The 19,658-nt window shown below is 46.7% G+C and carries 23 protein-coding genes; 18 read left to right on the top strand and 5 right to left on the bottom strand.

The features are described from left to right. Window positions 1–114: 114 nt before the first annotated feature. Window positions 115–627: a thioredoxin family protein gene (locus ACU37H_RS10590; RefSeq protein WP_472701543.1), complete on the top strand. Its 513-nt coding sequence runs from the start codon at window positions 115–117 to the stop codon at window positions 625–627. Here ACU37H_RS10590 and ACU37H_RS10585 read toward each other — a convergent pair whose 3' ends face one another. Next, on the bottom strand, window positions 628–1,719 hold the full coding sequence (locus ACU37H_RS10585; RefSeq protein WP_472701544.1) for a mechanosensitive ion channel family protein: 1,092 nt from the start codon (window positions 1,717–1,719) through the stop codon (window positions 628–630). It lies immediately after the preceding gene. 190 nt (window positions 1,720–1,909) lie between these two features. Between ACU37H_RS10585 and ACU37H_RS10580 the strand changes: the two genes are divergently transcribed. From ACU37H_RS10580 to ACU37H_RS10530, 11 genes are all read left to right on the top strand, one after another. Next, window positions 1,910–2,788, top strand: coding sequence for a lysophospholipid acyltransferase family protein (locus ACU37H_RS10580; RefSeq protein WP_472701545.1), 879 nt, complete (start codon window positions 1,910–1,912; stop codon window positions 2,786–2,788). 137 nt (window positions 2,789–2,925) lie between these two features. After that, a complete protein-coding gene (locus tag ACU37H_RS10575) occupies window positions 2,926–3,339 on the top strand; it encodes a hotdog family protein (RefSeq protein ID WP_472701546.1) in 414 nt (137 codons plus the stop codon). Between the two features lie 15 nt (window positions 3,340–3,354). Beyond that, window positions 3,355–3,987 (top strand): hypothetical protein, encoded by a 633-nt coding sequence (locus ACU37H_RS10570; protein WP_472701547.1) that lies wholly within the window; start codon window positions 3,355–3,357, stop codon window positions 3,985–3,987. Further along, window positions 3,969–4,469 (top strand): acyl-CoA thioesterase, encoded by a 501-nt coding sequence (locus ACU37H_RS10565; RefSeq protein WP_494407539.1) that lies wholly within the window; start codon window positions 3,969–3,971, stop codon window positions 4,467–4,469. Before ACU37H_RS10570 ends, ACU37H_RS10565 begins: the two co-directional genes overlap by 19 nt. After that, window positions 4,456–5,610 (top strand): beta-ketoacyl synthase N-terminal-like domain-containing protein, encoded by a 1,155-nt coding sequence (locus ACU37H_RS10560; protein ID WP_472701549.1) that lies wholly within the window; start codon window positions 4,456–4,458, stop codon window positions 5,608–5,610. Before ACU37H_RS10565 ends, ACU37H_RS10560 begins: the two co-directional genes overlap by 14 nt. 63 nt (window positions 5,611–5,673) lie before the next feature. Further along, complete coding sequence (locus ACU37H_RS10555) at window positions 5,674–6,240, top strand: ORF6N domain-containing protein (protein ID WP_472701550.1); 567 nt, start codon at window positions 5,674–5,676, stop codon at window positions 6,238–6,240. Between the two features lie 7 nt (window positions 6,241–6,247). Beyond that, window positions 6,248–7,351: a methyltransferase gene (locus ACU37H_RS10550; RefSeq protein ID WP_472701551.1), complete on the top strand. Its 1,104-nt coding sequence runs from the start codon at window positions 6,248–6,250 to the stop codon at window positions 7,349–7,351. 55 nt (window positions 7,352–7,406) lie between these two features. After that, entirely contained in the window at window positions 7,407–8,678 is a 1,272-nt protein-coding gene (locus tag ACU37H_RS10545) for an NAD(P)/FAD-dependent oxidoreductase (RefSeq protein WP_472701552.1), read from the top strand. Between the two features lie 6 nt (window positions 8,679–8,684). Beyond that, window positions 8,685–9,299, top strand: a complete 615-nt coding sequence (locus tag ACU37H_RS10540; RefSeq protein ID WP_472701553.1) for a beta-ketoacyl-[acyl-carrier-protein] synthase family protein — start codon at window positions 8,685–8,687, stop codon at window positions 9,297–9,299. A gap of 80 nt (window positions 9,300–9,379) precedes the next feature. Next, window positions 9,380–9,652 (top strand): phosphopantetheine-binding protein, encoded by a 273-nt coding sequence (locus ACU37H_RS10535; RefSeq protein ID WP_472701554.1) that lies wholly within the window; start codon window positions 9,380–9,382, stop codon window positions 9,650–9,652. Then, window positions 9,652–10,845: a beta-ketoacyl-[acyl-carrier-protein] synthase family protein gene (locus ACU37H_RS10530; protein WP_472701555.1), complete on the top strand. Its 1,194-nt coding sequence runs from the start codon at window positions 9,652–9,654 to the stop codon at window positions 10,843–10,845. The genes ACU37H_RS10535 and ACU37H_RS10530 overlap by 1 nt, the downstream gene beginning before the upstream one ends. Before the next feature lie 76 nt (window positions 10,846–10,921). On the opposite strand, the gene ACU37H_RS10525 is transcribed toward ACU37H_RS10530, so the two are convergent. Continuing rightward, complete coding sequence (locus ACU37H_RS10525; RefSeq protein WP_472701557.1) at window positions 10,922–11,785, bottom strand: HAEPLYID family protein; 864 nt, start codon at window positions 11,783–11,785, stop codon at window positions 10,922–10,924. A gap of 210 nt (window positions 11,786–11,995) precedes the next feature. On the opposite strand from ACU37H_RS10525, the gene ACU37H_RS10520 reads away from it, so the two are divergent. The 3 genes from ACU37H_RS10520 to ACU37H_RS10510 are packed head-to-tail and all read left to right on the top strand — an operon-like array spanning window position 11,996 to window position 14,164. Next, window positions 11,996–13,033 carry a beta-ketoacyl synthase chain length factor gene (locus ACU37H_RS10520; RefSeq protein ID WP_472701558.1) on the top strand — a complete coding sequence of 346 codons (1,038 nt, stop codon included), beginning with the start codon at window positions 11,996–11,998 and terminating at the stop codon, window positions 13,031–13,033. After that, a complete protein-coding gene (locus ACU37H_RS10515; RefSeq protein ID WP_472701559.1) occupies window positions 13,027–13,821 on the top strand; it encodes a polysaccharide deacetylase family protein in 795 nt (264 codons plus the stop codon). The genes ACU37H_RS10520 and ACU37H_RS10515 overlap by 7 nt, the downstream gene beginning before the upstream one ends. Then, window positions 13,799–14,164: an ApeI family dehydratase gene (locus ACU37H_RS10510; RefSeq protein ID WP_472701560.1), complete on the top strand. Its 366-nt coding sequence runs from the start codon at window positions 13,799–13,801 to the stop codon at window positions 14,162–14,164. The genes ACU37H_RS10515 and ACU37H_RS10510 overlap by 23 nt, the downstream gene beginning before the upstream one ends. A 107-nt stretch (window positions 14,165–14,271) precedes the next feature. On the opposite strand, the gene ACU37H_RS10505 is transcribed toward ACU37H_RS10510, so the two are convergent. The 3 genes from ACU37H_RS10505 to ACU37H_RS10495 all read right to left on the bottom strand — a co-directional run bounded on the left by ACU37H_RS10505 (window position 14,272) and on the right by ACU37H_RS10495 (window position 16,958). Further along, the gene (locus ACU37H_RS10505; protein ID WP_494407538.1) at window positions 14,272–14,850 is read right to left on the bottom strand and encodes a TetR/AcrR family transcriptional regulator; all 579 of its coding nucleotides are present in this window, start codon (window positions 14,848–14,850) and stop codon (window positions 14,272–14,274) included. 63 nt (window positions 14,851–14,913) lie between these two features. Continuing rightward, a complete protein-coding gene (locus ACU37H_RS10500) occupies window positions 14,914–15,927 on the bottom strand; it encodes a zinc-binding alcohol dehydrogenase family protein (RefSeq protein WP_472701562.1) in 1,014 nt (337 codons plus the stop codon). 17 nt (window positions 15,928–15,944) lie between these two features. Next, window positions 15,945–16,958, bottom strand: coding sequence for an aldo/keto reductase (locus tag ACU37H_RS10495; RefSeq protein WP_472701563.1), 1,014 nt, complete (start codon window positions 16,956–16,958; stop codon window positions 15,945–15,947). Between the two features lie 196 nt (window positions 16,959–17,154). On the opposite strand from ACU37H_RS10495, the gene ACU37H_RS10490 reads away from it, so the two are divergent. The 3 genes from ACU37H_RS10490 to ACU37H_RS10480 all read left to right on the top strand — a co-directional run bounded on the left by ACU37H_RS10490 (window position 17,155) and on the right by ACU37H_RS10480 (window position 19,569). Next, window positions 17,155–17,934, top strand: a complete 780-nt coding sequence (locus ACU37H_RS10490; protein WP_472701564.1) for a carboxylesterase family protein — start codon at window positions 17,155–17,157, stop codon at window positions 17,932–17,934. A gap of 208 nt (window positions 17,935–18,142) precedes the next feature. Further along, window positions 18,143–18,346 (top strand): hypothetical protein, encoded by a 204-nt coding sequence (locus ACU37H_RS10485; protein WP_472701565.1) that lies wholly within the window; start codon window positions 18,143–18,145, stop codon window positions 18,344–18,346. 134 nt (window positions 18,347–18,480) lie between these two features. Then, on the top strand, window positions 18,481–19,569 hold the full coding sequence (locus tag ACU37H_RS10480; RefSeq protein WP_472701566.1) for a metallophosphoesterase: 1,089 nt from the start codon (window positions 18,481–18,483) through the stop codon (window positions 19,567–19,569). Window positions 19,570–19,658: the final 89 nt, after the last annotated feature.

Below are 19,658 nucleotides of genomic sequence, written 5' to 3'. Positions count from 1 at the left end.
GCTCTGACGGCTGTTCCATCAAATCAACTATTTTTACCATCACCTGAGTTAAAGGCTGCTGCCGTGCAGGTTTCAAGCGTTCTTGCTCAGGATATATTAATTAAACGGTAACGAATGAAGTTTTTATTTTCACTGATATTTTTGGCAGCACTACAGGCGGACGCCGTGGCGCAAAGCTTTGAAACAACAACAGACCGGACCGGCAGAAAAATGCTTAAAGGCTTTGTCACCGATAGTGTTTTAAAAGCTGATACAACCGCCTTCAAATGGTTTATAGACAACGAAAAAGTATACACGCCGTCAGACGCAGTCGTGAAAGCGTTCACCGAAAAGAAAGATAGTGCCACCTTCATGATCTTTTTTGGTACCTGGTGTCCGGACTCGCATTATGTCATCCCAAGGTTCTATAAGATTGCGAACCAGGCAGGCGTTGCCAAAGAGCGGATCACGCTGTTTGCCCTTGATCGCACGAAAAAAGATGCAGCCCATTTTGCCACTAACTTCAATGTGTTGCATGTTCCAACCATTATCATCCTTAAAAGCGGTAAGGAGGTGGGCCGCGTTGTGGAGTACGGCGCTTCCGGCCGGTTCGACGAAGAACTCATGGGTATTGTGAGCAAGCTATAATTAGTCTTCCTTTTTCATGATCGTAATGTTGGCAGCCTTGCCGGCGGCCACGATGCCGAGCTTATCAAGCAATTGAAGGATTTCCAGGTTGATTTGTTGCTTCACTTGGTTAAACCTCGGGATATCTTTCGGCTCGGTGTAATAGTCTCCCGTGATGATCAGAGCGTTAGCCGTTAATTCGGTTAAGAACAGATTATAGTTCTCTATTTCAGGCTTGGCAAGAATGTTTTTAACACCGCTCAGCAGTTCGTCGATTTTGGCGGGAGGCGTGTCAATGGCCACTTCCAGCCGGATATCACCTCTGCGTTGGGTGCGGTTGCTGAGATTGTCCAGTACACTGTCGACCATTTGCTTGTTCGGCACAGTGATATAGGTTTTAGCATCGGTACGAATCCGCGTGCTACGCAAGCCGATCCGCTCCACCACGCCACTGAAATTATTCACTTTGACCGCGTCTCCTGTTTCGAAAGGCTTATCAAAGAAAATGATGAACGAGGCGATCAGGTTTTCCAGGCTTTCTTTCAGCGCGAGCGCGATAGCGGCTCCCACGATGCTCAGGCCGGTTACCAGTCCTTTGATGTCATAGTTAAAAGTATATTTCAGGACGAGCAAGGCGCCTACAATGCCGATGAGCACTTTAATAAAATCCTTGAAGAAAAACACGAGCTGATGATTACCCTGGTCGCCATTGCGCATGTAGCGATCTTTTATGAGCAGCACAACAAAGTCCATCGATTTTATCAGGAAGCGAAAGAAGGTGATGATGATCAGCGCAGAGCCGATCATGCGTAATAATTCCTGCAGCCGCAGTTTATAGATGGTAATGTCCAGCACTTCCGGGAAACGAAGACGGTCCAGGGTTATCACGGTTATTAAAATAGCAATAAATAATCCCAATGGTTTCGCCACGAGCCTCGTGAAGTAAGACGGGTCCAGGTCCTTGTAGCGGCTTCTCAGCAAGATAGCAAAGAAGGCAGCGATATAGTGTGCTATAAAGCGCTTGAACAAAAAGCCGAGAAGGATAATGACGCCAACGATCAGGTAGCTCTGCACCGTATTATCCAAGATAACCTGCTGTAAGATCTCTTCCATTAGTAAAAACTTTATTCAATCCGGAACGTTTTCACGGGCGTTCAGGATCCTGTCAAAACTACACAAAGGACCACTCAGGACGTTATTTTAAGAAAGAAAAAATTGTGGCCTCACTATAGCGGGTATTTCGATCTGGTTTCACGCAAGTATGTAAGTACAGCTATAACTTTGTCAGTTCAAAAAAGGCAGCATGGCAGATTGGGATGGGAAATCAAAGGGCACTAAAACGGGGTACGGGATTTTTATCGCCATCCTGAAAAGAGGAGGAGTGTGGCCTGCTTATGTGTTGCTGGTTTTCGTAGCGGCTTATTACTATTTGTTCAGCTGGCGCTCGTCCAGGAGCATCTGGTATTTATTCAGGAAGCGTCTCGGCTTTTCGTGGGTGGTCTCTTTAATCAAACTTTATCGCAACTACTACTGGTTTGGTCAGGCGATCATTGACCGCCTGGTGATGCTCGCTGGCGTCAGGAACAACTTTACGTTCGACTTTGATGGCGAGCAGCACCTCCGCGACATGGTCAGGAATGGCCAGGGTGGCCTGCTGCTGAGCGCTCATATCGGCAACTGGGAAATTGCGGGCCACTTGCTGAAACGCCTGGATACGAAGATCAACATCGTCATGTTTGATGGCGAGCATCAGCAATTGAAACAATACCTGGAAAATACGGCCGGTCAGAGGCAGGCTCATATCATCGTCATCAAAAATGACATATCGCATATTTACGAGATCATGGAAGCGCTAAACAATAACGAATTGGTGTGTATGCACGCCGATCGCTTCCTGCCTGGCAACAAAACGTTGTCGGTGCCATTTCTCGGAAGAGAGGCGACATTCCCGCAAGGACCTTTTGCGCTCGCCACCAGGCTGAACGTGCCGGTATCATTTGTCTTCGCGATGAAAGAATCCGCCCTGCATTATCATTTTTTTGCGACCCGGGGGATTATTTTTAAAGAACAGGGATACGCACCAAAGGATGTATTAGCTGCCTTTGGAGCAGGTATGGAAGAAAAAGTCCGGAAATACCCGGCTCAATGGTATAACTATTACGATTTCTGGGCAAAACCGTAGGATAGATGGGAGTATTCAACACACCAAACAAGTTGGCAACGGGACCTGTAATCAATGACAGAGAAATGTGATACCCCCGGGGCGTTTCCAAAAAAAATCGTGAAGTTTTCTTATTTTTAACGCCTTTAATCAGACCATTGAGCATTACAAAAAATATATTGTCCTACATTCCACAAAGGGATCCGTTTGTCATGATCGATACCCTTGAGACCTGTAATGAACAAGGCGCTTCCACGCATTTTACGGTCCGGGAAGATCACTTTTTCTTCCAGGATGGCCAGCTGCTGGAGCCGGCTTTGGTGGAGAATATGGCTCAAACAGCCGCTGCCCGCATGGGATATATCTGTCAGCAGCAGCAGCAGCCGGTGCCTGTAGGGTTTATCGGGGCGGTACAAAACTTAAAGATCACCAGGCTTCCCAGGACCGGTGAAATGCTCACCACAGCGATCACTGTAAAGAACCAGATCTTTAATGCAACTATTATTGAAGGTGTTATATCTATAGGAAGTGAGTACATAGCCTCCTGCGAAATGAAAATTTTTATTTCTTAATTAAAACCCTTCCACATGCTATCCAGAATTACACTGCTGTTCATGGCCCTGGTCCTTCAGGCGTCACTCTCCGCACAATCGTTGTCCGAAGTTTTAAAAAATGCTGACGCTCCTTTATTTTATTATGGCATCGACTTTACTAAAGCCCGGTTGATAGGAGACCCCGACGCGAAGACCGAGGATATGGTGTCGCGTCAGTTCTCCGGTATCAATAACCTCATGCTTTCTGAAGCCAAAAAATATGACGTAGCGGGCGCCTTTCGCCGGACACGGTTAGAAAGTGATCTCAGCTTTGTCGAAAAGCGAAATGTAAGCATAGATCCGGATAAGATAATATCTTTAAATACTGAAGATTTTCACCACTTGTCAGAAAAAGACATTCAGTCATTGATCCAGGGGTTCAATGGCGGAGACAGGTCAGGAACCGGCTTATTGTTTGTAGTGGATGGGATGAGCAAATACAAAAAGGCGCTGTCGCTTTGGGTAACTTTGTTCGATATTCCATCAAAAAAGGTCTTATTAACCGAGCGCCTTGAAGGCGAAGTAGGGATGGCTTTTAGTTTTCGAAACTATTGGGCCGGAGGATTAAAGAAAATCATTGATCAGATCGCAGAAAAGAAATATAAGGAGTGGGTATCGAAACCGTAACGCGGGATGGACATAGCCAGGCGGGCGGGTTAGTAAGGATCTTAAAATATTTACAGATGAACACATTGAGCCATACCATAGAAGTTTTGATTCGTTTCAATGAGGCCGATCCGCTGGGCATAGTGTGGCACGGACATTATATCCGTTATTTCGAAGACGGAAGAGAAGCATTCGGAAAACAATATGGCATCGGCTATATGGATTTTTTTAATGAAAATGTGGTTGTTCCGATCGTTCATGCCGAATGTAATTATAAAAAATCGCTTAAATTCGGAGATAGTGTCATTGTAGAATCAACCTATCATCCTTGTGAGGCAGCAAAGATCATCTTTACTTACAAGCTGTACAAAAAGTCAGACCGGAGCCTGGTGGCGACCGGCACGACGACACAGGTGTTTTTAGACAAGGACGCTCAAACTTTATTATTAAACAATCCTCCTTTCTTTCTGGAGTGGAAAAAGCAACATCTTGCAACAGGTTGAGAAAAAAGTCGGGACAGGCATATTTGTGATCGCTGATAATATCGTTTCTCCGCTCGGGGCTACGGCCGCCGACAATTTCTCTGCTTTAAAAGAGGGTGCCTCCGGCGTCCGGCAGCATGAGGCAGGTGACAGAAGCGCCCAGGCCTTCTACAGCTCGCTTTTTCCTGAAAGCTTTTGGCAACAACACCAGATAGACGGCTTCACCCGGTTTGAAACATTGCTGGCGCTGTCCATAACAGAGGCGATCAGCCAAACCAGCATCCAACCGGAAGACAGCCGGACCGGCCTGATCCTCTCTTCCACCAAAGGAAACATCAGCCTGATTGAAACGAATGAAATTTCGGCTGAGCTGAAACAGGATATCAGCCTGGGTTCTTCTGCCAAGAAAGTAGCCGGCCATTTCGGCTTTCGTGCGCGTCCGCTCATTGTTTCCCATGCATGTATTTCCGGATTGGTAGCGCTGATCACGGCGAAACGCATGTTGCAGGCGGGCCTGTACGATCATATGATCATTGCGGGCGCCGACATCATTACCCGCTTCGTATTATCAGGCTTTCAATCCTTCCAGGCGGTAAGCGATGAGCCCTGCAGGCCTTTTGACGCTCATAGAAAAGGGATCAACCTCGGTGAAGCAGCCGCTACCATCATACTTTCCACCAAAAAGCCGGAACGCGATATCGTCGCTTTAACCGGTGGTGCCGTAAGCAATGATGCCAATCATATTTCAGGACCTTCCCGGACCGGGCAGGAACTGTTCCAGGCGATCGACCGCGCGATGAGCGAAGCGGGGGTTTCGAAAGACCAGATCGCGTTTGCCTCCCTTCATGGCACGGCCACCCGCTACAATGACGACATGGAAAGCAAGGCGATGAACCTGGCCGGTTTGCAGTCGGTGCCGGTTAACAGCCTGAAAGGATATTTCGGGCACACGCTTGGCGCGGCCGGATTGGTAGAAAGTGTGATCAGTATCCATTCTTTAAAAGAAAACATGCTGATCCCTACAAAAGGATATGAAGAAGCAGGCACTGCCGAAAATATAAACGTTTGCAGTACCTTGCAGCGTCTGCCAATGACGACCTGTTTGAAGACGGCTTCCGGCTTCGGCGGTTGTAATGCGGCGGTAGTGTTTGAGAAGCGTTAAGGTCGGAGACGGGGTGCTTAATCATTGAAGAAAAATATACAAGCAACTCCAACACTGTTTCAAATGAGTATAGCAGTTATACAAAACAAGATTTATGAAATCCGCGGTGTTCGTGTGATGCTCGATTTTGACTTAGCAGTGTTGTATGAAACTGAAACGAAGCGTTTAAAGGAGGCGGTGCGCAGGAATATCAGCCGGTTTCCCGGAGATTTCATGTTTGAGCTTACCAAATCGGAGTATCATTCTTTAAGGACGCAAAATGCGACCTTAAACAAATCGGGAAGAGGTCAACACGCCAAATACATGCCTTTTGCATTTACCGAGCATGGTGTGGCGATGCTGGCCGCTGTACTTCACTCTGATAAGGCGATCGATATGAATATCAATATCATCCGTGCCTTCATTGCCTTAAAGCAATTGTCGCTTGACCACAAAGGGGTCATGCAGCGATTAGAAGAGGTGCGATCCGAGTTGCATCAGCGCATTGATATACATGATGCACAACTTGGACAGATCTATGAGGCGCTGGAAAATATGCTGGATGACCAGGCGGAGAAAAAAGCAAAAGAAGACGCCTGGAAAAACAGGACTTCGATCGGCTTCAAAAAAGATACATCTAAAACTACATAATTCGTACATGATCGACTTTTACAAACGGGAACAAAAAACCGCGATTGAAGCCAAGCACATGGCGCAGATTATTGCCCACGGGCCCATCCTGTTCCAGGTAGCCAAGGTGTTGCGGGACAAGGGTATCCTGGAGACCGTTGAGGCCGCTAAATCGGCTGGTATTACGCTTGAAGAAATTTGTGAAAAAGTACAGCTAAGTGAATACGGCGTTCGTGTGTTATTGGAAGCCGGTCTGGGTATGCATCTTGTCAAGTATACCGAAGATGAAAAATTCGCGATCACGAAGACCGGGTATTTTATTCTTCATGACCCTCTGACTAAGGTGAACATGAACTTTGTCCACGACGTTTGTTACAAGGGGATCTTCCACCTGGAGGAAGCGATTGAAACCGGGAAGCCGGCGGGTTTGCGGGAGCTGGGCGACTGGAATACGGTGTATGAAGGGCTTTCCCAATTGCCGCCGCACATACAAAAAAGCTGGTTTGAATATGACCATTTCTTCTCAGATATCGCTTTTCCGGAAGTGATCAGGCAAGTGTATGCCGAGAATATCAAGAATCTGCTCGATATCGGCGGCAACACGGGTAAGTGGGCATCTGCTTCAGCCACTCACAGTGAAAATATTCATGTGACCATCATGGATCTTCCCGGACAGGCCGAAATGGCGCGACAGAGGATCGCTGAACTGGGCCTGACGGATAAGGTATCTTTTTATCCGTGTAATATATTGGATGAAAGTGTGCCCTTTCCACGCGCGCGGCCCGATGATCCCGATAGTGGCGGGTTTGATGCGATCTGGATGAGCCAGTTCCTGGATTGTTTTTCCGAAGACGAGATCGTTTCCATTTTGAAAAGATGTGGTGATGCCATTGACGAGAATGGCTTAGTTTTAATATTGGAAGCTTTCTGGGATACACAGCGTTTTGAAACCTCCGCTTTCTGTATCCAGCAATTGTCCATTTATTTTACCGCGATAGCAAACGGTAACAGCCAGATGTATGACAGTCGGGTGTTTAAAAAATGCATTGACAAAGCAGGTTTCGATATCGTGGAACAGATTGATGGCATAGGACTGAGTCACACGCTTTTAAAATGCCGCAAAAGAAAATAAACCACCCATAAACGTAGCCGTACTATAAACATTAAATACTAAACCCACGCATTTTATGCAAGCCGAAAAAATAGATGTCCTTGTAATTGGCGCCGGACCTGCGGGTACCGTTGCTGCATCCATTGTAAACCAGGCTGGTTACAAAGTGAAGATCGTAGAGAAGCAGCAATTTCCGCGTTTCGTGATTGGCGAAAGCCTGTTGCCCCGATGCATGGAAGCGCTTGAGGAGGCCAAGTTTCTTGATGCCGTCAAAGCCCGGGGCTACCAGCAAAAGAACGGCGCCAAGTTTGAAAAAAACGGGAAGATCTGTAACTATTTTTTCAACGACCAGTTCACCGACGGCTGGGGTTGGACCTGGCAGGTACCGCGTGCCGATTTTGACCATACGCTCGCTAAAACGGTTGAAAGCCAGGGCGTGCCCGTCGAATATGAAACCGGTGTTACCGGCATTGTGTTCCATCCGGATGGTACATCCACGACGACCGTCGAAGATAAGGACGGTAATACCAGGGAAATTTTTGCCCGCTTCATCATTGACGGCAGTGGTTATGGCCGCGTCATTCCCAAGCTGTTCGGCATGGAACGCCCGTCCAATCTTCCGGCAAGGAAAGCGGTATTCACGCACGTCGTAGACACCAAACGATCAATGGATGATGAACCGGACCGTATCACCATTATCGTGCATGAAAAAGCGGTGTGGATCTGGGTGATCCCTTTTTCTACCGGCATTACCTCCGTCGGCTTTGTGGCCGATCCCGGATTTTTTGAACAGTTCCAGGGAACCCAGGAAGAGATCATGCGTTCCCTGATCGCTTCGCAGCCTTATATTGCTGAGCGGATGAAGGATGCCGAATATGTTTTTGAGCCAAGAACGCTTCAGTCGTGGTCTTCCACAACGGACAAGTTTTATGGAGACGGTTTTGTATTGACCGGCAATGTGACTGAATTTCTGGATCCGGTGTTTTCCTCAGGTGTTACGCTGGCTACCGTATCCAGCCAAATGGCCGGCAAGCTCGTGGTAAAAAAATTAAAAGGCGAAGCCGTAGATTGGGACAACGAATACATGAAGATCATGATGCAGGGCGTCAACACGTTCCGCAGTTATGTGATGGCCTGGTATGAAGGCACATTGGATACGATCTTTTTTGCTGAGGATCAGGACGCTGAGATCAAGCGGATGATCTGCTCCGTGCTGGCGGGGTATGTTTGGGATACAGACAACCCGTATGTCAAAAATCATGATACTGCATTGAGAAAGCTGGCTAAGACCATTCATCTGAGGGACAGCATACAATACATTAACAACGGCTTTAAAGATCCAGAATAGAACAATTTGCAAGCGAAAGATTTATATATCACGGGATGTGCCTGCATCAACGACAGAACGGTCTCTCATAACCAGGATGTGCTGGTAAAGGCGGCAGGAACAGAGGATTTTTTTCAGGTGTTGTATGACCAGCTGGAGATCGATTATCCCAAGTATTATAAAATGGACGCCTTATGCAAAATGGGCATAGCGGCTACACATGTGCTGCTGCAACATTTTGACAGGCAGTCGTATTCCCCGGAAGAGGTGGGCATCGTCTTGTCCAATGCCAATGCAAGCATAGAAGCGGATCTTAATTATTTCGAGTCGTCTAAGACCTTTCCCAGTCCTTCTCTTTTTGTGTATACCTTACCAAATATCGTGATCGGAGAGATCAGCATCCGCTACGGTTTCAAAGGAGAAAATGCTTTCTTTGTAAGCGAGACCTTCGATGCTGACTGGCTCTATTTCTATGTCACGGAATTAATGGTTCACCAAAATATCAAGGCCTGCATTTGTGGTTGGGTCGATGTTAAAGATGAAAATTATGATGCATGTCTTTTTTTAGTTGAAACAGAAAAGGAGAATGGTGTTAATTTTACAGCGGAGCACCTGAAGCAGGTCGCCGATAAGTTTAAATAAGTATTTGCGGGCAGGAGAGAAGAGATCTGACATTCCAGGTAATTAATGGCTCGTCCGCAATAAAAATAAATGTAATTCTGATGGATAAGAAGGAGTTGATATATCAATTGAAGCAACAGATCATAAAGCAGTTGAATCTGGGAGATAAAAAGCCTGAAGATATTAAAGATGACGATCCGCTTTTTGTAGAAGGGCTGGGGCTTGATTCTATTGATGCGTTAGAACTGATCGTATTATTACAGCAGGAGTATAACATTAAACTAAAAAGTGCAGAGGAAGGACAGACGATCTTCCGTTCTGTAACTACAATGGCGGATTATATTCTTGAACAGCAAGCGGGAGCTGCTAACTAATGCCTTCAAACGTTTACATAGCAGGCGCCGGTGTGATATCAGCCATTGGTAATAACGTGGCAGAGAACCTCGCTGCGCTGACGTCCGGGCAAGCCGGTATGGATGTGATGCGCCGCCTGAATTCGACGCACCAGGGAACATTGCCGGTGGCTGAAGTGAAGCTCGACAATAAACAACTGGCACAAGTGACGGGGCTTCCGTCTACTATCAGCAGGACGGCGCTGTTGAGCACGGTAGCCGCAAAAGAGGCGCTGGCAAGCGCAGGCCTTGACCCGCGTGACTGGCGTACAGGGTTTATATCCGCCAACTCAGTGGGAGGAATGGATAAGACTGAGGATTTCTTCGAATCGTTCTTACAGAACGAAAACAGCGGGCATTTACGGGAAGTGGTGCATCACGAATGCGGTGCCGTAACGGAAGTAACGGCAGATGCCCTGGGCATTAAAGACTTTGTCACCACCGTCAGTACTGCCTGTTCCTCTTCTTCCAACAGCATCTTTTTGGGCGCTCGGCTGATCCGTCAGGGTCGGTTAGACGTAGTGGTGGCAGGGGGCTCCGATGCGCTGGCCCGGTTCACATTGAACGGGTTCAATACATTGATGATTTTAGACAGCGAGTTTTGCCAGCCCTTTGACGACAACCGCCGGGGGCTAAATTTGGGAGAGGGCGCCGGGTATGTGGTGCTGGTGTCGGAACAAGTAGCATCCACGCTTGCAACAAGGCCGTCTGTTGTCCTGAGCGGATGGAGCAACGCGAATGATGCACATCATCAGACCGCTTCTTCACCCGAAGGAACCGGGAACCTGCTCGCCATGAAAGGCGCTTTGAACAAAGCGGGCTTGCAGCCATCAGATATCGACTATATCAACCTTCACGGAACAGGCACTAACAATAATGATATTGCAGAGGGAACGGCGATAAAAACCTTGTTCGAAGGGAACTACCCTGATATGAGCTCTACAAAATCCTTTACAGGCCACACGTTGGGCGCCAGCGGAGGCATTGAAGCAGTGTTTTCTTTTTTATCATTACAAGAGGAATTGATCTTTCCCAACCTGCGCCTGGAGACACCTATGAAAGAACTTCCTTTCACTCCTGTGAAGGAGTTGAAACGTGCACCGGTTCGACATGTAATGTCAAACTCTTTCGGGTTTGGAGGCAACTGCAGTTCACTGGTTTTTAGTAAGGTTTGATCTTAGGAGCAAAAGCATGAGACAAGAGCTTAAAACCATATGCTTTCGGGCGCTTTTCATGATCGAGACAAGACCATTACCCTCCCTGCCTTTTATGGGCCGGCTCATAAATTAGTCTTAAGAAAGAACTAAGGCGTTCGTTACTTTTACTCACAGGGATTCCTGTAACAATGCCCACAATAAGGTTGTCAGCTACACTTACCCTCATCTGCGGACGAAGCGTCATGTCGAAGTTTCCCTGCTCCACGCTTTTATTGAGCTCAAGCCCGATAAAATTTCTCGTGCCAGGGATCATGTAATGAAAGTTACTATTGATCTGCCAGCTGGTAAGCGTCCCGCTATGGTGGAAGTGGCGTGCTATGGCGGGGCCTGTATATAACAACGTATGAAAATTGTTGCCCCATCTTTTTGCCGCGATAAAGAACGGATTGAACACATTTCCGCTGTAAACAGGCTCTTTCCCGTAGTTCTTAAAATCGGTCAGTTCAAATTCGTGAATATATCCCAGTGCCAGGCTGGTGCTCGATTTTTCTGATACCAGGAACGTGTATTGCGTAGCCAGTTTAACGCTGTTGAGTTTATTGCCCGGAGTGGTGTTTCCTGCATTGGTTGAATAGAGCGTAAAGGGCAATTCAACTTCAAAGCCCAGGCGGTCTACCGGCGCAAACTCATATTCGATCAGCGCTTCATACTCATCATAATGGTTCTTGTCAGTCAATCCCAGTCCCACGTTCCATTCCTTTTCCCCTTTACGCGCTCCGAGGTCGCGGATCAGGTCAATATACAGCGGTTCTGCATGCAATACTTTTGCGGGTTGTTCCCCTTTTTCAACTTCTTCAATATATACACTGTCTTCAGCCTCTTTGCTTGTTTTCTGTGTCTGAGCTTCGGCCCGAAACAATGATATCATTAAAAGAACTAATAAGAGGGGCTTGTTCATGCTTTCTGTTTTTTTATGTCAACAAACAACATGCGGAAAGGTTGGAAGCGAACCGGCTTTTATCACTGGCTTTGTCGGATGAGGAGGATCATATTGCCGTGCTGAAGCATACTAAGCAAAGGCTTTGCGGCTACCGGAGAATTGGAAAAGAAGATTTGTTTTTTTGATATACATTCGCATAGATCATTCATTAAGTTCTGTGCAAGTAATATGATGCCAACATCCGATAATCCTGTTTATATAAAAGCTGCAGCTGCTGTGTCGCCGCAACGGTCTTTCGATGAGATGATGACTGCGCCGGCCAACTACACGGGAGATCAACTTGCATGCATAGAACCCGACTATAGCAAGTATGTAGATCCGAAGTTAATACGCAGGATGAGCCGCATCATAAAAATGGGCGTAGCCGCTGCTTCTGAGGCACTGGCCCAGGGGAGTGTCTCTATGCCGGATGCGATCATCACCGGAACGGCTTACGGATGTCTCACCGACACGGATCAGTTTTTGACACGCATGGTCGAGTTCAAAGAAACCTTGCTGTCACCCACTGCATTCATTCAATCAACACATAATACTGTTGCTGCGCAGATCGCGCTTATGCTCAAGTGTCACCATTATAATAACACGTATGTACATCGGGGCTCATCCTTTGAAGCCGCTTTGACAGATGCCCGATCCTTGCTGGCAGAAGGCGAGGCGCATCAGGTTTTACTAGGTGCAGCAGATGAAATTACCGACAAAAGCCATAAGCTGCTGAAACGCTTCGGCCTTTATAAAAAGGCTGGTGAAAGCCGCGTTCTGATCCGGAGTCAAAGCAAAGGCACGATGGCGGGAGAAGGCGCTGCGTTTTTTGTATTAGCTTCCAATGGAGACAATGCAATAGCGAAGCTGACGGCACATGAAAATTTTTATAAGCCTCAAAAGGATGCCGCCGACCTGATAAGACCTTTTTTGGAAAAGCACCATTTGTCTGTTGATGACCTGGATCTGCTGATCACGGGAGACAACGGAGACATCAGAGAAGACGGACATTACAACGCATTGGTCGGTGACCTGTTTAAAGACGTGCCTCATACCACCTACAAGCAATACTGTGGGGAATATCCCACTTCAGTGGCGTTCGCTTTATGGATGGGAAGCCAGATCTTAAAAAACGGACAGTTTAATCAAAAGCCCGTTCAACGGTTGCTGATCTACAACAACTATCTCTTGCAATACCCTTCGCTGTTTTTACTTTCGGCATGCTAAATTTCAGGAGCACCAATATCGTTTTTGCAATAGCAATGGTGATATTGATTGCGTTGGACCTCACTTACGACTGGCCGATTTATACTTATCTGCTGCTCGCTGCGTTGTACCTGCTCCTGCTTTTTTACGGAAGTTATTTTGTGCATTCGCAGTTTTTTATGAAGACGATTTGCAAAGCAAATATTCATGAGAAGCTTATCTCTATTACATTCGACGATGGTCCGCAGCAACAGTATACTCCGGAACTGCTGAAACTATTAAAAGCATATGACGTACATGCGACCTTTTTCTGTATTGGGAAGCATGCGGAACGCCGTCCCGACCTGTTACAACAATTGCACAGGGAGGGCCACCTGCTTGGATCCCATAGTTACTCTCATGGTTTCTGGTTTGATCTGATGTCTGAAAAGAAGATGCTGGCAGACCTGCAAAAAGCACATCAGGTCATTAAGAAAGAAATTGGCGCAGATATTAGCTGGTTTCGTCCGCCTTACGGGGTTACAACGCCCCATCTGAAAAGAGCAACAGCGAAAATGGGCTATACCTCTATCGGCTGGAATGTGCGTTCAATGGACACTGTGGCGAAGGATGAAGAGGCGCTATTAGACAAACTAAAAAAATCCCTGAGTCCCGGAAGCATTTACCTGTTTCATGATACAGCGGCCATTACGATAGCCGTAATGCCCCAATTTATTGAATGGGTGCGCGCAGAAGGTTATCAGATAGTGGCGCTCGATAAACTATTAAATTTGCAGGCATATGCTGATGGATCAACTATACACAATTAAGCAACAGGACACGGCAGATGGCCGGTTGACCACCGATATTGTCATTAACGAAGCGCATTCGATCTTTCAGGGTCACTTCCCCGGACAGCCAGTATTGCCGGGGGTTTGCCAGCTACAGATCGTAAAGGAGTTGTTGGAAAAAGCGACGCACAAGACATTATTCTTATCGGAAGCCAGCCAGTGTAAATTCCTGCAAATGGTAGACCCTACACAAACGAAAGAGCTGTCAGTAGTGTTGGATTATAGCGAGAAAGATGATATGATTGATTGCAATGCCGTTTTGAAATCAGCCACCGCTACTTTTCTGAAAATGAGGGCAAGCTTTGCGGTGAAAGGGAAATAAGCGTTTAATTGATCCACCGCCTTTAACCGGAAATCGCAATCTGCGCATTAACTGGCAACACTAAATGAATTATGGCTTGACAGGAGATACGCGACCTGATGTCAAGCTTATTTCTTGATCCCGCCAATCAGGTGCACGACCATATTATCTTCCATTTCCTGGGCTGTATGGCTTTTAGCGCTTCGCTGCCAGAATTCCAGCCCGCGGACAGAAGATAAGATGTTTAACACTACCACGTAGGGCATGAGGGATTTGAGCTCGCCTTTAAGAACGCCTTCTTCCACGATCGCCTCCATTCGTTTAACATAGTCGCGCCGGTTGGATGCAAAACTGATCAACTTATCGCCTTCCAGGTGCATCCACTGACTCACCATTACCGAGTATTCTTCGAAGCGGTTCATCATCATTTTCGTGTGAAAGCGGATCAACGATTCGATTTTTTCAAGCGATGTGCTTTTAGACTTTTCCAGGTTGTCCAGGTGGAGCTGGCATTCATCAGAAACACCATCAATGATCTCTTCCAGTATCTGTGCTTTGGATTGAATATGATTGTAAAGGCTGGCTGCTTCAATACCGATCTTTTCAGCCAGGTCGCGCATAGAACTGGCGGCAAACCCTTTCTCGCGAAACATTGCAGCAGCTGTTTTTAGAATGAGTTCTTTTTTAGCAGATTTTTTGCGAGCCATCGTACTCATGTGTCAAAGCTATGTTTTTTTATAATAATCTGTATAAACATCATGGTGTTTGTCCTACAGGTGTACCATCGCCTTAATCACGCCGGTTTTGGGGTCAAGCCAGGATTTGAATTGTTCCTTAACCTGATCAAACGGCACGGTGTGCGTGATGTAGGTTTTCGGATTCACCAGTCCGGCCTTCATACTATTGATCACGTGTTCAAAATCCTCACGGGTGGCATTGCGGCTGCTCATCAGCGTGGTTTCGCGCTTGTGAAACTCCGGATGGCTGAAAGAAAACGGCTGCTTTTGCAATCCGATCAGCACATAGTTGCCTCCATGCGCCAGATAGTTGATTCCGTTATTAATGGCGCCAAGGTTTCCAGTAGCGTCAATCACTGAAGTGGGCATGTCACCCAGAGTAATCTCCCGGATCTGATCCGCTACATCGCTGTCTTTGGCATTAACCGTCGCGTGCACATTCAGATGGTCCTTGCAGAACTGGAGCCTTTGCGGGTTGACATCCAGCGCAATCACTTTGGCACCGGCAATGCGGGCAAACTCCATGGTCCCCAAACCAATGGGGCCGGCACCGATGACCAATACAAAATCGCCATCATCTATCGCAGCGCGGCGAACACCATGTGCTCCAATGGCGAGCGGCTCCACAAGCGCCAGTTCATCAAAACTTAAGCCCGCTCCGTCTAATAAATATTTGGAAGGTACCTTGATATACTCTTTCATGCCGCCATCGATATGAACACCAAAAACCTGGATGTCCGTGCAACAGTTGGGCTTTCCGCGGCGACAGGCAATGCAGGTGCCGCAGCTGAAATAGGGCATGATCGAAACGGCGTTACCTTTAGTAACGCCGGGGGCGTTATCAACATCAACCAATGTTCCCGACAATTCATGTCCCAGGATACGGGGGTAGTTGAAAAAAGGCTGTGTGCCTTCATACGCGTGAAGGTCGGTACCACAAATTCCGATTCTTTTTACTTCTATCAGCGCGTGATCTTTTTCCGGAACGGGGGCTTCTATATCTTGATACTCCAGCTGCCCGGGCGAGGCGCATACTAACGTTCTCATTCAATGATAAAAGGGTTCTACAGATGAGGGTAATCTTTATCAATCAGGCCTTCTTCCTTCATACGCTGCCAGAACGCTGCGGGTATGTCTGAATTGGCCATTTCAATATTATGTCTGACTCTTTTTGGATTGCTGCTATTCAACGCTATACTTGTGATACCCGGAACGTGCAAGCCGAAGTAAATGGCCGCGGCGGGCGGTTCCACCTGGTATTCCTCGCAGATGCGATTAAAAGCATCTCTCCATTCGTAATATTTTTTGTGTTCGGGGTTCTCTCTGTTAAGCTCTGTATAGTTGAAAAAGTCGCTGCCCATGAGGAAGCCGCCATGGAACACGGCCGAGTTAATGATCGTGATATTTTTCTGGTGAAGTGTCGCAATGAAATCCACCAGTTCTTTAGGATGGTTATAGATCGTGTAGCTGTTGGCGATCATCACCCAATCCAGCGATACATCTTTCGAGATCTTTTCAATCGAGCGCCAATCCTTTGCACCGATGCCCACACCGGCCACCACGCCCTTGCTTTTCAGTTCATTCAAAGCGCGGTAAGCTTCCAGGATATCTTCATATCTTTTCCTGTAATCGCTGTCATCTTTTGCCGCTGCTAAATATTCATCAGGATCGTGTACGGAAGCGAATTGCGAATCGTAATCACCCAACAATTCATTGCCGTCTTCGAAGCAGTGCAGAATACCTTCATAACTGATCTTTTGTTCCGCATCGTGCTTTAAATTGTGCCAAACGCCCGGTTCGAATGTAGGTTCGGGCGTGGTCAGGGGTTTTCGTACCCAGGCCAGTTTATTACTGATCAGTACCTGGTCTTTTTGAATACCCAGCTCTTTCAGACACTGGCCTAAAACCTCCAATGCCAGGCCTGCACCATACTTTCCTGCGCTGTCAAACATCGGCCTGTCCGGACTGGCATCGATATATTCTTTTACAATAGCCATTTTATCCGCAAAAGGCATTTCCTTATAAATGTTGCCCAGCGAAGTTGTTCCTGAAATCACTTTTGGTAGTTGTACTTGCATCTTTCTTTAAGCTAAATGAAATAAGTCAATCGTTGGATTGGTCCGGCCGTAAAGATAGCGCCAATCCGGGACTAACACCCATAAAAAAAAATTAAGATTTTTTATAACAAACCCGTTGTAAATTGCCGGGCGAGCCATCCGCATGCAACGGTCACAGCCTGTAATACAGTCTCCTTGTCACTTTAAAAATATTTTTATGAGATTGAAAATTTTGCTTGTTCTTTTCTTTAGTGGTTTTGTGGCGCAACTCACGGCGCAGCAAACAGACCTTTATGAAAAGCATACTTATATCAGGAACAACGATTCCCTGCCTTACCGGTTATTACTGCCAGAAGGGTATGACGCATCTAAATCTTATCCGTTGGTGATATTTTTACACGGTGCGGGGGAACGTGGCAACGACAACGAAAAGCAATTAACCCATGGCGGCGCCTTGTTCCTTGAAAAGGAGAACCGCCACCGGTTTCCCGCCATTGTTGTTTTTCCGCAATGCAGCAAAAGTTCCTTTTGGAGCAATGTGCAGATCAAACAAACTGGTCAGGGCCGGGCGTTTCATTTTCTTAACGGCGGTACGCCGACGGTGCCTATGCAAATGGTGATGGAGTTGATCGAAGACCTGCACAGCCAATATAAGATCCGTAAAAGCCAGATGTACGTGATGGGGCTCAGTATGGGAGGGATGGGCACGTTTGAGCTGGTGAACCGCATGCCTCGTGCCTTTGCGGCAGCCATACCCATCTGCGGCGGCGCTAATCCTGCTACGGCGAAAAATCTCCGGGGCACCAAATGGTGGGTTTTTCATGGTGGAAAAGACGACGTGGTGTTGCCCAAATACTCGGAGGAAATGGTTGCTGCCATGAAAAAGGATCGCGTTAATGTTAAGTTTACATTATTTCCCGAAGCGAACCACAACAGCTGGGACGCTACCTTCGCTCAGCCCGGTCTAATGGATTGGTTATTTGCGCAGAAGCGCTAGGAGCGGGCCCTCCGGTGAGTGGCCATAAACAGCTCTTTCAACTCCTTAAAAATTGGTTATTTTAAAGCGTGCCTAAAAACTTTTTTAAGTAAATTTGTTATAGAGCTAAACCGGTATATAATTTGCTTAAAATCAATGCCCGTTTTAAACACAATATTTGTATTACTTGCCGTATCAAGATAGTTTATTTAGTTAAAATGATTATAGAATGAAGAAGTGTACTTTTGGCTTAATTGGATTGGTGTTGCTTGGCGCTGCGGCTACGACCGTAGCGATCAAGTTACGCGATAAAAGAACCCAGCGGAGATTGCTGCAGGCCGCAGAAGAAGGATATGAGGTGGCGCATGATATTATTTATCCGAACAATGGATCCTCTAAACGCAACAAATTGCGTTATGGCCCTGTGTATTAGTGAGAACAGTAATTTAATTACTGTCGCTTAAAGCTGATCTTTCGGAGAGCACCCTTAACACCTTACATTTATTAAAATCCTTCCATTTCGGGTCGCCTTGTTCCCAACAAAGCGGTTTAATTTTTTTGCAGTCGATGCGTAAATTTTTGCAATACTTATTTCGACGTCCCATATTATGGGCGTCGGAAAAGTTTGCATCCCGACCGGATAAGGTCAAGATTTACGACGCGCTGACAAGGCTGTATGAGCATATCATCACCGAGCCAGGAAAGAAAGGGCCTGTGTTGACTTTCGAAGAGTTCGGAGGGAGGTTCATTATATTTTCTGATCAGCACAAAGGCAATCGGAATGGCGCTGATGACTTTACGGTTGCCGAAGCGAGTTACCTCGCGGCGCTTGATTATTATTACAAAAAGGATTTCTGTCTTGTCGGCCTGGGTGATTGCGAAGAGCTGTGGGAGAACCTGTTCTGGCAGGTGAAGAAAGCCTATCGCGACACTTTCGATCTGGAAGGCCGGTTCCTGGCGAGAAAGGCCTTTATAAAAATCTTTGGCAACCACGATCTTTACTGGGCTAATGACCCGCTGGCATCTTTTGAGCTGGAGCATATTTATAAGCAAAAGATCAAAGTATATGAAGGTGCCGTGCTCACGACCGAGGTGAAGGGCAAACCGCTTCGCATATTTTGTACGCACGGACACCAGGGCGATGCTAACAGCGATGGTAACTGGTTCACCAAGTTTTTCATTGCCCGCATATGGGCGCCGTTACAGGCGTATCTGCGTATCAATCCCAACGAACCTTCCAATAATATTTATAAAAAGACCGTACACAACGAGATCATGTACGAATGGAGCGCTACGCAAAAGAATATGTTACTCATCACGGGGCACACCCATCAGCCGGTCTTTGAATCGCTTACGCATATTGAGCGATTATACAGGCAAATGAAACTTGCTGAAACCAATAAAGACGAGCAGTTGATCGCCAAGATCAACGATGAAGTCAAAACTTACAAGAAACGATTTGACACACTGAATGAAGATTACAGCCAAATCAAACCCACTTATTTTAATACGGGCTGCTGTTGTTTTTCGGACGGGGATATCACCGGCATAGAGATCGAGGACGGATTTATCCGACTGATCAAATGGCAAAATAAAACCAATCAGCCATCCCGGATGGTTTTGGAGGAAAAACGACTGTCAGACCTGATGCATTGACGGGATGAATTTTTACAAAGGGGTTAAGTCTTATACATAATTGTCTGTTATATAAAAGATCCTCATGAGTTTCTTAGCTCATGAGGATC

It is taken from the genome of Niabella sp. ZPM-14 (assembly GCF_055693045.2).
This window is presented reverse-complemented; position numbering and strand designations above follow the sequence as displayed.

What these genes read in the sequence shown, in the direction of transcription:
- ACU37H_RS10590 (WP_472701543.1), top strand. Translation starts at nt 115, where the DNA reads ATGAAGTTTTTATTTTCACTGATATTTTTGGCAGCACTACAGGCGGAC.
- ACU37H_RS10585 (WP_472701544.1), bottom strand. Translation starts at nt 1,719, where the DNA reads ATGGAAGAGATCTTACAGCAGGTTATCTTGGATAATACGGTGCAGAGC.
- ACU37H_RS10580 (WP_472701545.1), top strand. Translation starts at nt 1,910, where the DNA reads ATGGCAGATTGGGATGGGAAATCAAAGGGCACTAAAACGGGGTACGGG.
- ACU37H_RS10570 (WP_472701547.1), top strand. Translation starts at nt 3,355, where the DNA reads ATGCTATCCAGAATTACACTGCTGTTCATGGCCCTGGTCCTTCAGGCG.
- ACU37H_RS10555 (WP_472701550.1), top strand. Translation starts at nt 5,674, where the DNA reads ATGAGTATAGCAGTTATACAAAACAAGATTTATGAAATCCGCGGTGTT.
- ACU37H_RS10550 (WP_472701551.1), top strand. Translation starts at nt 6,248, where the DNA reads ATGATCGACTTTTACAAACGGGAACAAAAAACCGCGATTGAAGCCAAG.
- ACU37H_RS10545 (WP_472701552.1), top strand. Translation starts at nt 7,407, where the DNA reads ATGCAAGCCGAAAAAATAGATGTCCTTGTAATTGGCGCCGGACCTGCG.
- ACU37H_RS10535 (WP_472701554.1), top strand. Translation starts at nt 9,380, where the DNA reads ATGGATAAGAAGGAGTTGATATATCAATTGAAGCAACAGATCATAAAG.
- ACU37H_RS10530 (WP_472701555.1), top strand. Translation starts at nt 9,652, where the DNA reads ATGCCTTCAAACGTTTACATAGCAGGCGCCGGTGTGATATCAGCCATT.
- ACU37H_RS10525 (WP_472701557.1), bottom strand. Translation starts at nt 11,785, where the DNA reads ATGAACAAGCCCCTCTTATTAGTTCTTTTAATGATATCATTGTTTCGG.
- ACU37H_RS10520 (WP_472701558.1), top strand. Translation starts at nt 11,996, where the DNA reads ATGATGCCAACATCCGATAATCCTGTTTATATAAAAGCTGCAGCTGCT.
- ACU37H_RS10515 (WP_472701559.1), top strand. Translation starts at nt 13,027, where the DNA reads ATGCTAAATTTCAGGAGCACCAATATCGTTTTTGCAATAGCAATGGTG.
- ACU37H_RS10510 (WP_472701560.1), top strand. Translation starts at nt 13,799, where the DNA reads ATGGATCAACTATACACAATTAAGCAACAGGACACGGCAGATGGCCGG.
- ACU37H_RS10505 (WP_494407538.1), bottom strand. Translation starts at nt 14,850, where the DNA reads ATGGCTCGCAAAAAATCTGCTAAAAAAGAACTCATTCTAAAAACAGCT.
- ACU37H_RS10500 (WP_472701562.1), bottom strand. Translation starts at nt 15,927, where the DNA reads ATGAGAACGTTAGTATGCGCCTCGCCCGGGCAGCTGGAGTATCAAGAT.
- ACU37H_RS10495 (WP_472701563.1), bottom strand. Translation starts at nt 16,958, where the DNA reads ATGCAAGTACAACTACCAAAAGTGATTTCAGGAACAACTTCGCTGGGC.
- ACU37H_RS10490 (WP_472701564.1), top strand. Translation starts at nt 17,155, where the DNA reads ATGAGATTGAAAATTTTGCTTGTTCTTTTCTTTAGTGGTTTTGTGGCG.
- ACU37H_RS10485 (WP_472701565.1), top strand. Translation starts at nt 18,143, where the DNA reads ATGAAGAAGTGTACTTTTGGCTTAATTGGATTGGTGTTGCTTGGCGCT.
- ACU37H_RS10480 (WP_472701566.1), top strand. Translation starts at nt 18,481, where the DNA reads ATGCGTAAATTTTTGCAATACTTATTTCGACGTCCCATATTATGGGCG.